The sequence below is a fragment of the Castellaniella sp. genome (assembly GCF_049673105.1).
In the GTDB taxonomy this organism is placed as follows: Bacteria; Pseudomonadota; Gammaproteobacteria; order Burkholderiales; family Burkholderiaceae_B; genus Castellaniella.
Genome location: NZ_JBATXG010000013.1, coordinates 49,199 through 65,619 on the forward strand (window position 1 = coordinate 49,199; position 16,421 = coordinate 65,619).

Genomic DNA, 16,421 nt, shown 5'->3' on the forward strand with positions numbered 1-16,421 from the left:
CATGAGCACATCCCAGACAGCCGCCTTGCCCGCCGCCGACCATCGCTGGCAACTGCCCGGCACCTCAGAACAATGGCTGGTCTGGGTCTGCGTGGCCATCCCCACGCTGGCGCTGATCCTGTTTTTCGGCTACCCGCTGCTGACCATCTTCTGGCAAAGCTTCGTGCTGTTCGACGGCACGCTGGGGCTGGACAATTACGCATCGATTACGTCGACGCCGGGGCTGATCACCGCCGGCATCAACAGCCTGAACATCAGCGTCAGCACGACGCTGGTCTGCCTGGTGCTGGGCTTTCCCATCGCCTATGCGCTGGAACGCAGCACCATCCTGGGCAAACCCTGGGTGCGGCTTAGTCTGCTGCTGCCCCTGCTGGCGCCCTCGCTGGTCCAGGGGCTGGGATTGCTGTTTCTATTGGGGCGTAATGGCCTGCTCTACCGCTGGACCGGCATAGAACAGAATATCTACGGCTACTGGGGACTACTGCTGTCGGACGTCTTTTACGCGCTGCCGCAGGCCATCATGATCATCCAGGCGGCGCTGCGCAATGCCGACGCCCGCTACTACGACGCCGCCACCGTCATGGGCGCCACGCCGCTGCAGCAGTTCTTTCACATCACGCTGCCCAATTGCAAATTTGGCCTGCTCAGCGCAGGATTCGTGGTCTTCACCATCACCATCACCGATTTCGGCAATGCCGCCGTGATCGCGGGCGACTACCGGGTGCTGGCCACTGAAATTTTCAACCAGGTGTCGGGTCAGCAAAATTTCGGCATGGGGTCGGTGGTGGGCATCATTCTGCTGCTGCCTGCCTTGCTATCGGTGTATATCGAACGCGTGGCATCCCAGAAGCAATTCGGCGGCAGTTCGGAAAATCGCATCCCGCTGCAGCCGGCCCCCGCCCCTGGGCGCGATCTCGTGCTGGGCCTGATCACGTACCTGAGCTGTCTGGCCATCTGGGCCATCCTGGTGGTCGTGATCTTTGCCAGCTTCGTCAAGCTCTGGCCCTACAACATGACGCTGACGCTGGCGAATTTCAACGTCAACATCTCGACCGGCTACCAGCCCATCTGGACCACGCTCTATGTGTCCGTCGCCGCTGCGCTGATCGGGATCGTGCTGCTGTTCCTGCTGGCCTACGGCGTGCGCAACCTGAGCGGGCGCCTGGCCAAAGCCGTCTACCTGCTGGCCGTGCTGCCGGTCGGCGTGCCCGGCCTGGTCATGGGCCTGTCGTATATCTTCACCTTCAATGACCCGACCTACCCCCTGCACTGGCTGTACGGCACCGCGCTGCTGATTGCCCTGTGCAATTTCTACCACTACCATACGCAGGGCTTTCTCACCATGGCCACCGGCATGCGCATGGTGCCCCAGGCGCTGGAAGAAGCCGCTGCCTGCCTGGGCGGACGCGTGCGTCATATCATGGGTGATGCCATCCTGCCCGTCATCGCCCCCACGGTGCTGGCGGTGTTCTTCTTTCTGTTCATGCGATCCATGGTCACCCTATCCGCTGTCATTTTCCTGGTCACGCCCGAATTGAACGTCGCCGCCGTATCGGTCATGCACTTGAACGAATCCGGCTTTGTCTCTCAGGCAGCGGCCTTCTCTACCATCATCATTCTCGTGGTGGCGGTCGCCATGCTGCTCATGCGGGCGCTGGTCCATTACGTGCGCCCGAACCTGAGCGCAGGAATGCACTGAGATGTGGGCGGAAGCGCGTCACCAGAAAATCCGTTCCCTGTTGCAGCGGCATGAACGCCTGACCACGGAACACGCCATGCGGGAACTCGGCGTCTCGCGCGAAACCGTGCGCCGCGACTTTCTGGAAATGGAAGCCCTGGGATTGCTGCAACGCGTGCATGGTGGCGCCATCCACCTGAGCGACGAACCCCCTCTGGATAAACGCAACACCATCCACGTCGCCGCCAAAAAGACGATTGCGCGGGCGGTGGCGCAACACCTGCGCACCCCGCTGACGCTCTTCATGGATGCCGGCAGCACCACGACCATCCTGGCGCGGGAACTGGCGCAACTCAGCGGTCTGACACTGATCACCAATTCCCTCAGCGCGGCGGCCTGCTTCACGGAATCCCGCCCGGCGCCGGACAGCCAGGTCATCATCCTGCCCGGCACGCTGAACACCGAACTGTTTTCGACCACAGGATCCTCGACCATTCTGAAGATCCAGGATTTCCATGCCGACATCGCCCTGCTGTCGCCCGTGGCCGTCAATGCGCGGCAAGGCGCGGCCAGCTTTCTGCACGACGAAGCCGTGATCGCCCGCGCCATGTCCGAAGGGGCGGACGAAACCTGGATTCTGGCTGACCACAGCAAAATCGGCATCGCCAGCCGGGAAACATTCTGCACCGCCAACCGTATCGCCCGCCTGTTTTCCAACCATGCCGCCCAGGAATCGGACGGCTACGATGCCTTACGGAGCCAGGTCGGCCAGACCATCCTGGTCTGAATCAATCACCATGCGATCCCGCCCGGCATCCTTGGCGCGATACAGACAGGCATCGGCCCGCCGGAACAGGGATTCAGCGGTGTCCCCCGGCTGCCAGGCCGCCACGCCCGCGCTGAGCGTCAGCGACAAGCGACGGCCATCTTCCAGTGCGACCGCGTGTTCCCGCACATGATCCAGCACCCGCTGGATCAGGACGGCAGCGTCCGCTATCGCGGTGTCGGGCAGCAGCACGACGAATTCCTCGCCGCCGAAGCGGGCCAGCACGTCCGCCCGGCGCCGCAACAGATTGCGCAAGACCTCGGCCACCCACTTCAACACGGCATCGCCCACGTCGTGGCCATGCTCATCATTCACACGCTTGAAATAGTCCAGATCGAAGACGGCCAGCACAGCATGGCGACCGGGCAGATCCGGATGTTTCAGCATCTGTTCCAGGGATTCATCCAGGCCGCGCCGGTTCATCAGGCCGGTCAAGGGGTCATGCAAGGTCAGTTCGCGCAATTGCTGGTTGGCTTGTCGCAAAGCCCCCATCGTGGCGCGCAGATCGGCGGTTCGGGCCTGCACCTGGTGCTGCAAGGAGCTGCGGGCCGAGGATTCAATTTGCAGAGCGCGGTCCAGGAGATCGCGCAACTGCATGACTTCGGCATAGGTCAGCAGAAAGATCTGGCTGCCCAGCGCCATCTGCATCCAGCGTTCCTGGGCCATGAAGCCGGGGATGTAGCCAAAGGCCGCCAGGCCATAGAACAGGAACCCGGCATAAAACACCAGCCAGGACACCACATACCAACGCGCAGCGCGTTCGCCTGATCGCTGGTGCCAGATCCCGATGGTGAACATCCCCAGCATGCAGGCCAGGGCATACACGGTATTGAGCTTGATGATGAGGGAATACGGCGCCCAAAAGCTGAGGGCCAGCAGCAGCACCCCGATCCCAAAGAAAATCCGGATCAGCTGTGCCTGGCGCGGCCAGCCATCGGCGCGCACATCCAGAAAGGCCCGCGTGAACAGCAGCAGACTGAGAATCGCCAGCACTTCCGTCACCGGCACGGAGACATTGGCCAGCCAGGGGAATTGCGGCCACAGGTACTGGAAACTGAGCCCCGACATCGAGGTCAGGAACAGCCCGCCGCACAGAATGTAGGCCGCGTTATACAAGGGCTGCAAGATGCGCAGGCGCAAGAACAGGGTCAGATTGAAGACCGCCAGCAGCAGCATCGCCCCCATGAACATGCCTTGCGCCAGGCTGTGGTCCTGGGTACCGGCCACCGCCGATTCGGCGGTATGCAAGGAAAGGGGAATATTGATGGCGCCGCTGCTGTGCACCCGGATCACCACCCCCAAGGATTGCTTGGGCCTGAAATCCAGCGGCAGCAGGAACAGGCGGTGACGCACGGGGCGCATGTCAAAGCGCCGGGCGTCCCCCATGCGTTCGGCATGCAGCAAGACAGGCGGGGCGACGCCTTCCGGGTCCAGATCGTAGATCCAGAAGTCGACCTCGTCGAGCAGGGGGTAGTCCAGCTGCAAGAACCAGGTGTGCTCAGACGAATCGGGGTTGTGCAACGGCACATATACCCAGTACGCGGCCCGCGTGTGAGTGAAAACCAGTTGGTCGGCATCACGACGCTGGATCGGCCAACGCCCGCTGAGCAGATCATCGGGCCCCAGTTTCCGTTGGTCATCCTGGATGAAACACAGACCGGGCAGCGTCGGCAGGTCGGGCTGCAGCAAGGACAGAGACCGGGTTGGACAGAGCGCATCCAGCGACTGGGCCGCGACGGTCGCCGGCCCGGCCAGCATCAGCCAGGTGCCCAGCAGGCACCGCATGAGCACCCACAGCCAACCCGCGCGCGTCCGCTCGCACGCAGCATGCTGTGCCCCATCGACCGTCTGCCTGCTCCCCCACCCCATACCTGTTCAGGTCCCATGAAACGTATCAGGGTTATGCTGCATCTAGATAACATTATGCATGTGAAGCTTAAGCCATGCGCTTTCAGTACGGCAATGGTAGGCTAAAGCATTCACTCGCCACCCTTTCGTCCGGACATCTCTCATGCCTTCTACCGCGACCCCGCTTTCCTCTGCCCCGGCCCCTGCGACTTCTGCGCGATTCATGCGCACGCCGAACCTGGCAGAACCGGACACCGACCGGCTGCGAGCATCGATCCGCCAGTATTTTCTGGAAACCTTCGACCGTTACGAATCGCTGTTCCAGTGCCTGGCCAACGACGAAGCCTATGTCGTCAAACCCATCTCGCTGCGCCATCCCCTGATTTTTTATTTTGGCCACACCGCGACATTTTTCGTCAACAAGCTGCTCTTGACCCGCCTGATCGATCAGCGACTGGATCAGCGGCTGGAATCGATCTTCGCCGTCGGGGTCGACGAAATGAGCTGGGATGACCTGGATGATCGCAATTACGATTGGCCCAGCGTGGCCGAGGTCCGGGCCTATCGCCAGCAGGTGCGCCGCCTGATCTGCGATCTGATCGACCACGCGCCGCTGCAATCCCCCATCGATTGGCAAAATCCCTGGTGGGCCATCATCATGGGGATAGAGCACGAACGCATCCACCTGGAAACCTCGTCGGTCCTGATCCGTCAGCATGCCCTGAAATATGTGCAACCGGCCCCTGGCTGGGAACCCCAGACCAGCACCAACGCCGCCGCCCCTCAAAACGAACCGGTGCGAGTGCCGGGCGGCACGATTCAAGTCGGCAAAGACTTTTCCAGCCCCCAATACGGCTGGGACAATGAATACGGCAGCCACAGCGCCGAGGTCGAATCCTTCCAGGCCAGCCGCTACCTGGTCAGCAACCAGGAATTTCTGGACTTCGTCGAGGCCGGCGGCTATCGCAACCATCGCGACTGGACCGAAGAAGGCCGTCAGTGGCTGGCCTTCAGCCAGGCCGAGCACCCCACGTTCTGGGTGAAGAAAACCCAAGGCTGGGCGCTACGCCTGATGACGGGCGAAATTCCCATGCCCTGGTCCTGGCCGGTCGAAGTCAACTACCTGGAAGCAAAAGCCTTCTGCAACTGGAAAGCCGCCGAAACCGGCCAGCCCGTGCGCCTGCCCACCGAGGACGAATGGTATCGGCTATACGACGCCGCCGGCCTGCACGATCCCGACGATCAACCCTGCGCCGCCAACCTGCACCTGGACCACGGGGCCTCGTCCTGCCCGGTCGATCGCCATGCCCACGGCGATTGGTTCGATGTGGTGGGCAACGTCTGGCAGTGGACGGAAACCCCCACCTATCCGTTCAACGGCTTTGACGTGCACCCGATCTACGACGATTTCACGACGCCGACCTTCGACGGCCAGCACAACCTGATGAAAGGCGGCTCCTGGATCGCCTGCGGCAACGAAGCCGTGCGGGCGTCGCGCTACGCTTTTCGGCGGCATTTCTTTCAGCATGCAGGGTTTCGCTACGTGATTTCACATGCCCCGGCCGAAGCCCCCGCCGCCTACTACGAAACCGACAAACTGATGTCCGAATACGCCGAATTCCACTACGGCGACACCTACTTTGACGTGCCGAATTTCTCGCGGGCCCTGGCGCAACACGCCATCGCCGCCATGGGCGACCATCCCCGGCGCCATGCCCTGGATCTGGGCTGCGCCTCGGGGCGCGCCACCTTCGAATTGGCACGCGTCTTTGAACAAGTCACCGGGGTGGACTTCTCGGCCCGTTTCATCAACCAGGGCGTGCAGCTGATCCAATCCGGGCAGTTGCGCTACACCCTGACCGACGAGGGCGAACTCGTGTCCTACAAGGCCCGCAGCCTGGCGGACCTGGATCTGCAGGACACGGTCGAGCGGGTCGAGTTCTACCAGGGCGACGCCTGCAACCTGAAGCCTCAGTTCACCGGATACGATCTGGTGCTGGCCGCCAACCTGATCGACCGCCTGTACGACCCGGCCCGATTCCTGGACCAGATCCACGAGCGCATCGTATCCGGCGGTCTACTGGTGATCGCCTCGCCCTATACCTGGCTGGAAGAGCACACGCCGCGTCAGGCCTGGATCGGCGGGTTCAAGAAGGACGCAGAAAACTACACCACGCTGGACGGCCTGCAAGATCACCTGGGCGCCCATTTCGATCTGGTGTCCGGTCCTGTGAATGTGCCGTTCGTCATTCGCGAGACCCGTCGGAAATTCCAGCACACCCTGTCGGAAATGACGATCTGGAAAAAGCGCTGATCCGTCGGCGGCGTCAGTTCGCCCGAGACGACTGACGCGCCAGCACAAAGGCCGCGAACTCGTCCGCCGGCAACGGTCGGCTGTAGTAATACCCCTGGGCTTCTTCGCAGCCCCTGGACTTCAGGAATTCCTGCTGTTCCGCCGTTTCCACGCCTTCGGCAATCGTGCGCAGCCCCAGGCTATGCGACAGCTGGATGATAGCGATGGCGATCGCTTGGTCATCTGCATCGACCGTAATGTCGCGCACAAAAGACTGATCAATTTTGAGCTTATGCAGATGGAAGCGCTTCAGATAGCTGAGCGACGAATACCCTGTGCCGAAATCATCGATCACGAAACGCACACCGCACGCAGCCAATTCTTCCATGCGTTGCGCAGCGGCTTCGGGTGATTTCATGGCCACGGCTTCCGTCAGCTCCAGTTCCAGGAGATGCGCAGGCACCTGGGTATCGGCCAGGATCTGCTGAACCAGGTTTAGCAGATCGGGTTGATTGAACTGCACCGCGGACAGGTTCACGGCGATCCGCAGGGCAGGCATGCCCTGATCCAGCCATAAGCGCAGCTGCTGCATGGCAGCACGCAGCACCCATTCACCGATGGGAACGATCAGGCCGCTGGTCTCGGCCAGGGGAATGAATTCGCTGGGCGGCACCGATCCCCATTGCGAAGATTCCCAGCGCAACAGGGCTTCGGCCCCCAGGATCGCGCCATCGTTCAGTGCCAACTGCGGCTGATAGACCAGCGACAGCTCACGGTTACGCAAAGCCTGCTTCAGTGCGCTGATCAGCGCCAATTCACGGCTGACGCGAGCCTGCATTTCGACGGTGAAAAATCCCACTTGATGGCGACCATCACTTTTAGCCCGGTACATAGCGGTCTCGGCGCTTTTGAGCAAGGCGTCGAATTCCGCAGCATCATCCGGATAGTGCGCCACACCGACCGTGGCGGAGCTGAAGATGTCCTGGCCACCCAGCTGCAGCGGCAAGGCGATTTCCTGCTGCAGAGCCTGGGCCTGCGCCAGCGCCTGTTGCCGGGTAGCTCCGGGCAGTACCACCACGAAATCATCGCCCGAATAGCGCGACAACAACGCCGATTTCGGCAAGCACGTGCGCAGCCGCTGCGCCATTTCCTGCAGCAAAGCGTCGCCCATGTGATGGCCCAGAGAATCATTGACGGCCTTGAAATGATCCAAGTCGATCCATAAGGCGGCCAGACTCATGCCGCGGCGTATGGCGTCGCCGCACTGCTCGCGCAGCAAGGCGCGATTGGGCAAACCAGTCAACTGATCGTATTGCGACAGCATCCGAACGCGATCGACCGCCTGGCGCTTTTCGGTGATGTCCTCGTTGTGCGCCAGATAATTGGTGACCCGGCCCTGAACATCGCGTACCGGGTAGATCAGCACGGACTCGATGTATTCGCGACCGCTTTTACTGAGATTGACCCATTCCCCACGCCAGGCCTTGCCCTGCGCCAACTGCGCCCACATGGCGCGGAACGTCAAGGCAGGCGTACGGGCCGGTTTCAAGCGACGCAGATTGCGCCCCAGGACTTCCTGTGCAGCATAGCCGCTGACGCGCGTGAACGCCGCATTGACGTATTCCACCCTGGCATGGCGATCGGTGATGATGATGGACACGGGGCTTTGAACCACAGCGGTCGACAAAGTGCGCAAGGCCTGTTCGCTTGTCAGGCGGTCCGTGATGTCGCGCGATATCACGACAAACTGCGGCGGCTGCCCCTGAGCGGTCGCCTTGCGGGCGACCGACAGCTCGAAGCTGCGTCTCTGATCCGAGCCGACACCCAGGGTAATGACGCTGCCCCGCGACTGCCCTTGCTCGGCGGCTTGCTGTAACGCGGCCAGCACGACCTCGGCATCCCTGGGCGACAGCACGTCGTGTACCGTCCGGCCCAGCAACTGATCCGCAGGAGAAGACAGGTCCGCAGGACGGCTGGTATGCACCGACAGATAGCGGCCATCGGCATCCATGTCGAACACCAGGTCGGGCATCGCGTCGAGCGTCGCCTGCAAACGATCCTGCGATTTCTGCAGCAAAGCATAGGGACGCTGCACGGCCTCGGAAAAAACAGCCCGGTACAGAAAACAGCAGGCCAGCACCTTGTACACATGACCGACCAAGCTGTAGATGTCCGTCACGTCCGAGTACAGCGTCAGAAAATATTCCCCCTGCGCCATGACACAGGCGCTGACGAACAGATCGCCGACATTGGTGCGGCGCGGTCGGCCCAGGCGCAACCAGAATAGCAGCGCAGCCAGCAGGTAAAGGACGATCAGACCGTATTCGGCGCCGACCTTGAACGCTGTCAGCCCCTGCCCGTCGATGAACATCCTGGGCATCCAGCCGGGCGACAGAAAGTACAGGACCGTCAGCCCGGTGATCATCGCCGACATGGCGATCACCTGCTTCCCCAAAGGAATGCGGGTGTGGCTGTCGATCCAGGTCAGGCCAGCGGCCGCCAACAAGCCCAGCGCACTGAGCAGACGCGCCAGCAACCAGAAATAGATGGATTTGTCCGGATCGTTGGGTGTGATGAAATCTGGCATGCCCGGATAAGACAGCACATGCAGCAAATCCAGCAATCCCACCCCGAAGAAGGTGCCGCCCAGCAAGACCAGACTGCCGGGCAGGATTTCGCGACGACTGCCCCAGAGCACTGCAAAGATCAGCGCCGCGACCACCACGGATGCGATTTCAGCCAGACTATGCAGCGGCAGATAATAGTCAAACTGATTGAATGAGGCGGGGAAGTTCAGATTGGCAAGTAAAACCAGCCCCACCATCAGCACACCGACGGAACGGATGGCACGACGCGCGTCTGCCTGATAGTCTGAATGTATCCACATGTCTTTCAGCAGTGAACCCTGCCGCCAATGTAGCCGTCGGCCCCCAGTTATGGCAAGGCATGCCCTGGCGGACTGCCGCGGCGATGCTGGGATATCCTGGTAGCACTCCCGCCTGCCAAAATTACTAAATAACCCTTTGCCATATGCTTAAAGTCTGAAAAGCTTTGCAGCCGTCATGCGGCCTGGATAGAATTAAAAGCCATAAAGAATGCTGTTGATATAACGGCATTGATTAAATTCCCGCCGTCCGGGCTTTCTGTTCCAGGCGGCGGAGTTCCTACTACCGAGACCTGCCCATGAAAAAACTTTCCGCTCTCGTCCTGGCCGCCGCCCTGCCCCTGCTGGCGATGGCCCCCGCCACCCAAGCCGCGACCGATGATCTGGCTGCCATCCAGAAGGCCGGCGTCATCCGCATCGGCACCGAAGGCACCTATGCCCCCTTTTCCTTCCACGAACAAAAGGACAACAAGCTGGTGGGATTTGACGTGGACATTGGCCGCGCCATCGCCAAGCAGTTGGGCGTCAAGGCTGAGTTCGTCGAGGGCAAGTGGGACGGCTTGATCGCCGGTCTGAACGTCAATCGCTACGACGTCGTCATCAACCAAGTCGGCATCACGCCGGAACGTCAGGCCAAATACGACTTTTCCAAGCCGTACATTTCCTCGGCTGCTGCGCTGATCGTGCGAGACGACAACACCTCGATCCATAGCTTCCAGGATTTGAAAGGCAAACGGTCCGCCAACACCATCACCAGCAATTTCGGCAAACTGGCCCAGAGCCACGGCGCCGAGGTCGTGCCGGTACAGGGCTTTAACGACGCTATCGCGCTGCTGACCTCGGGCCGGGTAGACGCCACCGTGAATGATGAGCTGTCCTTCCTGGACTTCAAGAAGCAGCAGCCTGCCGCCAAGGTCAAGGTCGTCGCGACCGATGACAGCACCGAATTCAGCCAATCCGGCGTTTTGCTGCGCAAGGACCAGCCGGCGCTGCAAACGGCGGTGAACAAGGCACTGGACGCCATCCGGGCCGATGGTGAATATAAGGCGATCTCGGAGCGCTATTTCGGCGCCGATCTGTCCTCTCGGGTGAAATAGGACCGCCCTTTCCCCCTGCGACACGATCTGAAAGGAGTCCCCGACCGTGCCGGACTGGCTGCATCTCATGGCAAATTCCCTCTGGCCGCTGTTGGTCGGAGGGATTCAATTCACCGTCCCGCTGGCAATCCTGTCCTTTCTGATCGGGCTGGCGCTGGCATTTCTGGCGGCCATCGCCCGGTTGTTCGGCCCGCCCCCGCTGGTCGCCCTGGTGCGCTTCTACATCTGGCTGATCCGGGGCACGCCTCTGCTGGTGCAGCTGTTCCTGATTTTTTACGGCCTGCCCAGCATCGGCTTTGTCCTGGATCCGCTGCCTGCCGCCCTGATCGGCTTTTCGCTGAACGTCGGGGCCTACAACGCGGAAGTCATCCGAGGGGCCATCGAAGCCATCCCCAAAGGCCAATGGGACGCTGCGTATTCCCTGAGCATGACCCGCGCCCAGGCCTTGCGGCGCACCATCCTGCCGCAAGCCGCCCGCGTGGCTGTACCGCCGCTGTCCAATTCCTTTATCGCGCTGGTCAAGGACACGTCTCTGGCCGCCGTGATCACCGTGCCGGAAATTTTCCAGGCGGCGCAGCGCATCGCATCCGTCACCTATGAACCGCTGATCCTATATACGGAAGCCGCCCTGATTTACCTGGTGCTGTGCTCTTTCCTGTCGGCGGCGCAGACCCGGATGGAACGCTATTTTGGCCAACACGCCGTTTTTTCCGAGGGCCAGCGATGATCCAGCTGCAAGACATCCGCAAATCCTTTGGCGGACACGAGGTCCTGAAGACCGTCAGCGTCGCGATCCCGGAAGGCCAGGTCACGGCCCTGATCGGCCCATCCGGCAGCGGCAAAAGCACCCTGCTGCGCTGCGTGAACCTGCTGGAAACCCCGGATTCAGGCACACTGAGCATAGGCACGGAAACGATCCAGTTCCAGACGGGGCATCATCCGAACCGCGCCGCCGTACAGCGTATCCGCCAGCAGACCGGCATGGTCTTCCAGAATTTCCAGCTGTTTCCGCACCAGACGGCCATCCAGAACGTGATGGAAGGCCTGATCACCGTCAAGCGGTGGGCGCGCGACCGGGCCCAGGCCCGAGCCTGTGAACTGCTGGACAAGGTCGGTCTACGTGACAAAGCCGATGCCTGGCCCGCCAGCCTGTCGGGCGGGCAGCAGCAGCGCATTGCCATCGCCCGCGCCTTGGCGCCTGAACCCCGGGTGCTGCTGTGCGACGAACCGACATCCGCCCTGGACCCCGGCCTGGCGGCAGAGGTCGTGGCCGTACTGGGCGACCTGGCCCAGGAAGGCATGACCATGCTGATGGCGACTCATGATTTGCGACTGGCCGCCCAGATCGCCAGCCAGACGGTATTTCTGGAAGACGGCAGCATCGTGGAATCCGGACCGTCCCAGGATCTGTTCCAGCACCCGAAAGACCCCAGGACACAGCGTTTCGTCATCACGCTGCAAGGCTGAGCCCGTCACACGTCCACCGTGTCAGACCGATGCCCCCGGGGCAGGCGTCGGCGCGGCAGCCGTGTATTTCGCCCCCGCCACGCAGGCCACGACAAACGCCGTGACGGCGATCATCGTCACGGTCACGGATTCCCCCAACAGCCAGGCCGACAGCAGCAAGCCCATGAAAGGCTGCAGCAGCTGCAGCTGCCCCACGGCGGCAATGCCGCCCAGGGCCAGCCCTCGGTACCAGAAAATAAAGCCGACCAGCATGCTGAACACCGCGACATAGGCCAATCCCGCCCACGCGGATGCGGGCACGACAGACCAGTCCGCCGGCTGCAGGATGACCGACAGCGGCAGGCTGATGGGCAGCGACAGCACCAGCACCCAGCAGATCACCTGCCAGCCGCCCAGGCGGCGCGACAGACGACCGCCTTCGGCATAGCCGTAGCCGCAGCTCAGAATGGCGCCCATCATCAAGGCATCCGCGCCCAGCGACCCGGACTCATCCTGGCTGAAAGCAAAGCCCGCCACCGATGCCGCCCCCAGCACCGCAAAAGCCCAGAACGCGCGGGAAGGGCGTTCGCCCCCCAACCAGGTGCCGAAAATCGCCGTCGCCAAGGGCAGAAGGCCGATGAACACCAGCGAATGCGCCGACGTGATGGTGCGCAGCGCCAGCGCCGTGAACAAGGGGAATCCCAACACGACGCCCAAGGCGACCAAAGCCAGCGTCCGCCATTCCGCTCCCGTCGGACGTTGATTGCGCCCGATCAGCAACAGCACGACCGCCAGGATGCCTGCCAGCGCCGCCCGGGCCGCCGTGACGAACAAAGGGTCCAGACCCAGCACCGCCACGCGGGTCGCCGGCAGCGAACCGCTGAAAATCGCCACGCCCAGCGCGCCATTGAGCCATCCGCGAGTGCTTGCCTGCATCATTCTTCCTGTGTCTGTCTGCACCGATTGGATGACACTATGCAGGTCCGGTCTTTTCCATTCCAGATACAGTCTGGTACAGTAAGCGAAAACTGTACTGGTTTCGATTTCCCCATGTCCCTGTCCCCCGCCAAAACGGGCCGCACCCTGCACGTCATGCAGTACGTCCACCAGCGCATTGCCGCGCGGGAATGGCAGCCGGGCGCGCGCCTGCCGTCCCTGCGGTCCATGGCCCGCCATCAGGGGGTGTCCAAATCCACGGTCGTCGAGGCCTACGAGCGACTGGTGGCCAACGGAGTCATCCGCTCCCAGGCAGGGTCGGGCTTTTACGTCGCCGGGCCGTTGGCCCCCCTGGCATTGGCGGAAATCGGCCCGCAACTGGATCGCCAGATAGACCCGCTCTGGGTGGCCCGCCAGTCGCTGGACATGAGCACCAGCGCCATGAAGCCGGGCTGCGGCTGGCTGCCTGCCGACTGGATGCCGGCAGACGCCATCCGGGATGCGCTGCGGTATGCCGCGCGAGACCCCGCCGCCGCCTTGACCGACTATGCTGCCGCTCTGGGGCTGCCCGCCCTGCGAACCGCCATCGCGCAACAGTTGATGGCGCGCGGCCAGCACGTCGACCCCCGGCAGATTCTGGTGACGGATTCCGGCACCCAGGCCGTCGACCTGCTGTGCCGCTTCCTGATCCGGCCAGGGGACACCGTGCTGATCGACGACCCCTGTTATTACAACTTTCTGGCGCTGCTGCGCGCCCACCAGGCGAACATCGTCAGCGTGCCCTACCAGCCCGACGGCCCCGACATGGATCAGTTCCAGCAGGCGCTGGCCATGCATCGCCCGCGCTTGTATCTCAGCAATTCCGGCCTGCACAATCCCACCGGCGCCAGCCTGTCCGACCGCAAGGCGCGGCAGATTCTGGATCTGGCCCAGGCGCATGACCTGATCGTGGTGGAAGACGACATCTTCAGCGCCTTCGAGCCGGCGCCTGCCGCCCACCTGGCCCGTCTGGATGGACTGAACCGGGTGATCCAGGTGGGCAGCTTTTCCAAAACCCTGTCGGCCAGTCTGCGCTGCGGCTATCTGGCGGTGCGCGCAGACTGGGTGGATGCGCTGGCGGACCTGCGCACGGCCACGACTTTTTCCGGCGCCGGGCTGACCCAGTCCATCATCTGCCGCCTGCTGCAGGATCCCGTCTGGCCGCGCCATATCGGCTTGCTGCGTCAGCGTCTGAGCCAGGCCATGCACCGGGCCGTCCCCCTGCTGCGGTCATTGGGACTGCACCCCTGGCATGTGCCGTCCGGCGGCATGTTCCTATGGTGCAGACTGCCGGACGGCATCGACAGCACCCGGCTGGCCACACTGGGACTGCAGCACGGCCTGGTTCTGGCGCCTGGCAACATCTTCAGTCGGTCCCAGACGGCGGGCGCCATGCTGCGATTCAATGTCTCGCAAATGGACGACCCCCGGCTGCCAGGTCTGCTGACGACGCTGATGATCCAGGCGCACAATGCTTCCGGCGCAGCCGGATCGCCCCTTTCCCTATCCCTGACGAATGCATGATGAATGCCCCATCCCCCAGCACTGAAGTCCTGAACGCTTTTTCAGGATCTCTGCAGACGCAGATCGCCTCTTTGCCCACCGCCTGGCGCACCACGCTGGAAGCGCCGCACCTGCAGAACGTATTGAACAATCTGGATGCCATGCTGGCGGAACGCCTGGCAGCCGGCGCGCAGATATTCCCGTTGCGCCCGTTTCGCGCCCTGCTCGAAACCCCGCCCGAATCCGTCCAGGTCGTCATCGTCGGGCAGGACCCGTATCACGGCCCCAATCAGGCTCAGGGCCTGGCCTTTTCCGTGCCGGATTTCTGCCCCGCACCGCCCAGCCTGCGCAATATGTTCAAGGAACTGGCCCTGGAATACGGCACACCCACCCAGGCACCACGCAACAGCCTGGTGCGCTGGGCCCGCCAAGGCGTACTGCTGCTGAACACATCGCTGACGGTGGAAGCCCATCAGCCAGCCTCGCATGCCAAAAAAGGCTGGGAACACATCACGGACGCCCTGATCATGCGGGTGCTGCGCGAACCCCGCCCCAAAGTCCTGCTGCTGTGGGGTTCGCACGCCCAGGCGCGCCGCCAACTGCTGGACATGCAGGCGCCGGCTGGTCCAGTGCAGGTGTTGACCGCCAACCACCCCTCGCCGCTATCGGCCCTGAGACCGCCCCGCCCCTTCATCGGCTGCGGCCACTTTCAGCAGGCCAACGACTGGCTGCAAGCGCAAGGCGAATCAGGCATCGATTGGATGCTGGCCAAGTCGCCCGCCGCCGCTGCGGGATACGGGGACTGAATGGATCGGGTGCGCGCGACATCCTGAGATAATGGCGACATGACATTTCAGCCCCCTCCCTCTCTTTCCATTACCAGCCTGACAGCGCCTGTCGCCATGGGTTACATCCCGCTGGGCGCCGTCTTCGGATTCCTGTTCGTCCAGGCGGGCGGCGACGCCTGGCTGGCGATAGCGTCCAGTCTGCTGATCTATGCCGGCGCCGCCCAGTTCATGATGGTGCCCATGCTGGCCGCGGGCCTGCCCATCGGCGCAATTGCGCTGGCCACGCTGGTGCTGAACCTGCGCCATGTCTTCTATGGCCTGTCCCTGCTGAACCACATGCCCGTCAGCCGCTGGCAGCGCTGGTACGGTATTTTCGCGCTGACCGACGAAACCTATTCCGTCCTGACCGCCCTGCCGCCCCACGCCCGCGCCCGGCGCATGGCCCTGATCTGCGCCCTGAATCAGGGATGGTGGGTGCTGGGCACCGTACTGGGGGTCCTGCTGGGTTCCCAAGTGCAAATCGGCCTGACGGGGCTGGATTTCGTGCTGGCTGCGCTTTTCGCCGTTCTGGCGGTCGAACAATGGCGCGCCCGGCATGACGTGCAGCCCATCTGGATCGCCCTGGCCGCCTACGCCATCGCGCTGCTGGTCTTCCCCGCCCAGGCGCTGGCGCTGTCCATCGCGCTCAGCCTGCTGGCCGCCGCCCTGCGGCCCGCCAGACAGTCGGCCCACGTCACCCACAAACAAGCAGACGCCTCATGAGCAACACCAGCTACGTTCTGATCGCCATCGGCGCGATGGCCGCCATCACCCTGGCGCTGCGGGCACTGCCCTTCATCGGCGGACACTGGTTGCGCCGGCATCCCCTGGTCCACAAGCTAGGCGATACGCTGCCACTGTCCATCATGGTGCTGCTGCTGGTGGACACCGTCACCGCTCATGCCCGAACCAACCCGCTGGGACCCTGGCAGGAACTGCTGGCCATAGCGCTGGTCGTGCTGATGCAATGGCGCACGCGCCAGACTCTGCTGAGCATCGTCGCCGGCACTGCCGCCTATGTGGCGCTACGCGCCCTGTAATGCC

At 62.8% G+C, this 16,421-nt stretch carries 13 protein-coding genes; 10 read left to right on the top strand and 3 right to left on the bottom strand.

Going from position 1 to position 16,421, the window contains the following annotated elements:
* Nucleotide 1: 1 nt before the first annotated feature.
* Nucleotides 2-1,699, top strand: a complete 1,698-nt coding sequence (locus WBF69_RS04450; RefSeq protein ID WP_424261628.1) for an ABC transporter permease subunit — start codon at nucleotides 2-4, stop codon at nucleotides 1,697-1,699.
* A 1-nt stretch (nucleotide 1,700) separates the two neighbouring features.
* Nucleotides 1,701-2,465, top strand: coding sequence for a DeoR/GlpR family DNA-binding transcription regulator (locus tag WBF69_RS04455; RefSeq protein WP_424261630.1), 765 nt, complete (start codon nucleotides 1,701-1,703; stop codon nucleotides 2,463-2,465).
* Here the strand turns inward: WBF69_RS04455 and WBF69_RS04460 are convergent.
* Nucleotides 2,430-4,289, bottom strand: coding sequence for a sensor domain-containing diguanylate cyclase (locus WBF69_RS04460; protein WP_424261632.1), 1,860 nt, complete (start codon nucleotides 4,287-4,289; stop codon nucleotides 2,430-2,432). The two genes, WBF69_RS04455 and WBF69_RS04460, sit on opposite strands and share 36 nt — an antisense overlap.
* A 286-nt stretch (nucleotides 4,290-4,575) precedes the next feature.
* Here WBF69_RS04460 and ovoA point away from each other — a divergent pair, with 286 nt between their 5' ends.
* The gene (ovoA, locus tag WBF69_RS04465) at nucleotides 4,576-6,666 is read left to right on the top strand and encodes a 5-histidylcysteine sulfoxide synthase (protein WP_424261634.1); all 2,091 of its coding nucleotides are present in this window, start codon (nucleotides 4,576-4,578) and stop codon (nucleotides 6,664-6,666) included.
* Nucleotides 6,667-6,679: 13 nt separating this feature from the next.
* Here ovoA and WBF69_RS04470 read toward each other — a convergent pair whose 3' ends face one another.
* Nucleotides 6,680-9,532, bottom strand: coding sequence for a bifunctional diguanylate cyclase/phosphodiesterase (locus WBF69_RS04470; protein ID WP_424261636.1), 2,853 nt, complete (start codon nucleotides 9,530-9,532; stop codon nucleotides 6,680-6,682).
* A 296-nt stretch (nucleotides 9,533-9,828) separates the two neighbouring features.
* On the opposite strand from WBF69_RS04470, the gene WBF69_RS04475 reads away from it, so the two are divergent.
* From WBF69_RS04475 to WBF69_RS04485, 3 genes are read left to right on the top strand one after another with little or no spacing between them, the layout of a single operon-like run.
* A complete protein-coding gene (locus WBF69_RS04475; protein ID WP_424261638.1) occupies nucleotides 9,829-10,626 on the top strand; it encodes an amino acid ABC transporter substrate-binding protein in 798 nt (265 codons plus the stop codon).
* A 46-nt stretch (nucleotides 10,627-10,672) separates the two neighbouring features.
* Nucleotides 10,673-11,353, top strand: coding sequence for an amino acid ABC transporter permease (locus tag WBF69_RS04480; RefSeq protein ID WP_424261640.1), 681 nt, complete (start codon nucleotides 10,673-10,675; stop codon nucleotides 11,351-11,353).
* Nucleotides 11,350-12,093 (top strand): amino acid ABC transporter ATP-binding protein, encoded by a 744-nt coding sequence (locus WBF69_RS04485; protein WP_424261642.1) that lies wholly within the window; start codon nucleotides 11,350-11,352, stop codon nucleotides 12,091-12,093. The genes WBF69_RS04480 and WBF69_RS04485 overlap by 4 nt, the downstream gene beginning before the upstream one ends.
* 21 nt (nucleotides 12,094-12,114) lie before the next feature.
* On the opposite strand, the gene WBF69_RS04490 is transcribed toward WBF69_RS04485, so the two are convergent.
* Nucleotides 12,115-13,008, bottom strand: a complete 894-nt coding sequence (locus WBF69_RS04490) for a DMT family transporter (protein WP_424261644.1) — start codon at nucleotides 13,006-13,008, stop codon at nucleotides 12,115-12,117.
* A gap of 114 nt (nucleotides 13,009-13,122) precedes the next feature.
* Between WBF69_RS04490 and WBF69_RS04495 the strand changes: the two genes are divergently transcribed.
* The 4 genes from WBF69_RS04495 to WBF69_RS04510 are packed head-to-tail and all read left to right on the top strand — an operon-like array spanning nucleotide 13,123 to nucleotide 16,417.
* Complete coding sequence (locus WBF69_RS04495) at nucleotides 13,123-14,571, top strand: PLP-dependent aminotransferase family protein (RefSeq protein ID WP_424261646.1); 1,449 nt, start codon at nucleotides 13,123-13,125, stop codon at nucleotides 14,569-14,571.
* Nucleotides 14,568-15,356: a uracil-DNA glycosylase gene (locus WBF69_RS04500; RefSeq protein ID WP_424261648.1), complete on the top strand. Its 789-nt coding sequence runs from the start codon at nucleotides 14,568-14,570 to the stop codon at nucleotides 15,354-15,356. Before WBF69_RS04495 ends, WBF69_RS04500 begins: the two co-directional genes overlap by 4 nt.
* A gap of 39 nt (nucleotides 15,357-15,395) precedes the next feature.
* The gene (locus WBF69_RS04505) at nucleotides 15,396-16,100 is read left to right on the top strand and encodes an AzlC family ABC transporter permease (protein ID WP_424261650.1); all 705 of its coding nucleotides are present in this window, start codon (nucleotides 15,396-15,398) and stop codon (nucleotides 16,098-16,100) included.
* Nucleotides 16,097-16,417 carry a branched-chain amino acid transporter permease gene (locus WBF69_RS04510; RefSeq protein WP_424261652.1) on the top strand — a complete coding sequence of 107 codons (321 nt, stop codon included), beginning with the start codon at nucleotides 16,097-16,099 and terminating at the stop codon, nucleotides 16,415-16,417. The genes WBF69_RS04505 and WBF69_RS04510 overlap by 4 nt, the downstream gene beginning before the upstream one ends.
* The last annotated feature ends 4 nt before the right edge of the window (nucleotides 16,418-16,421 follow it).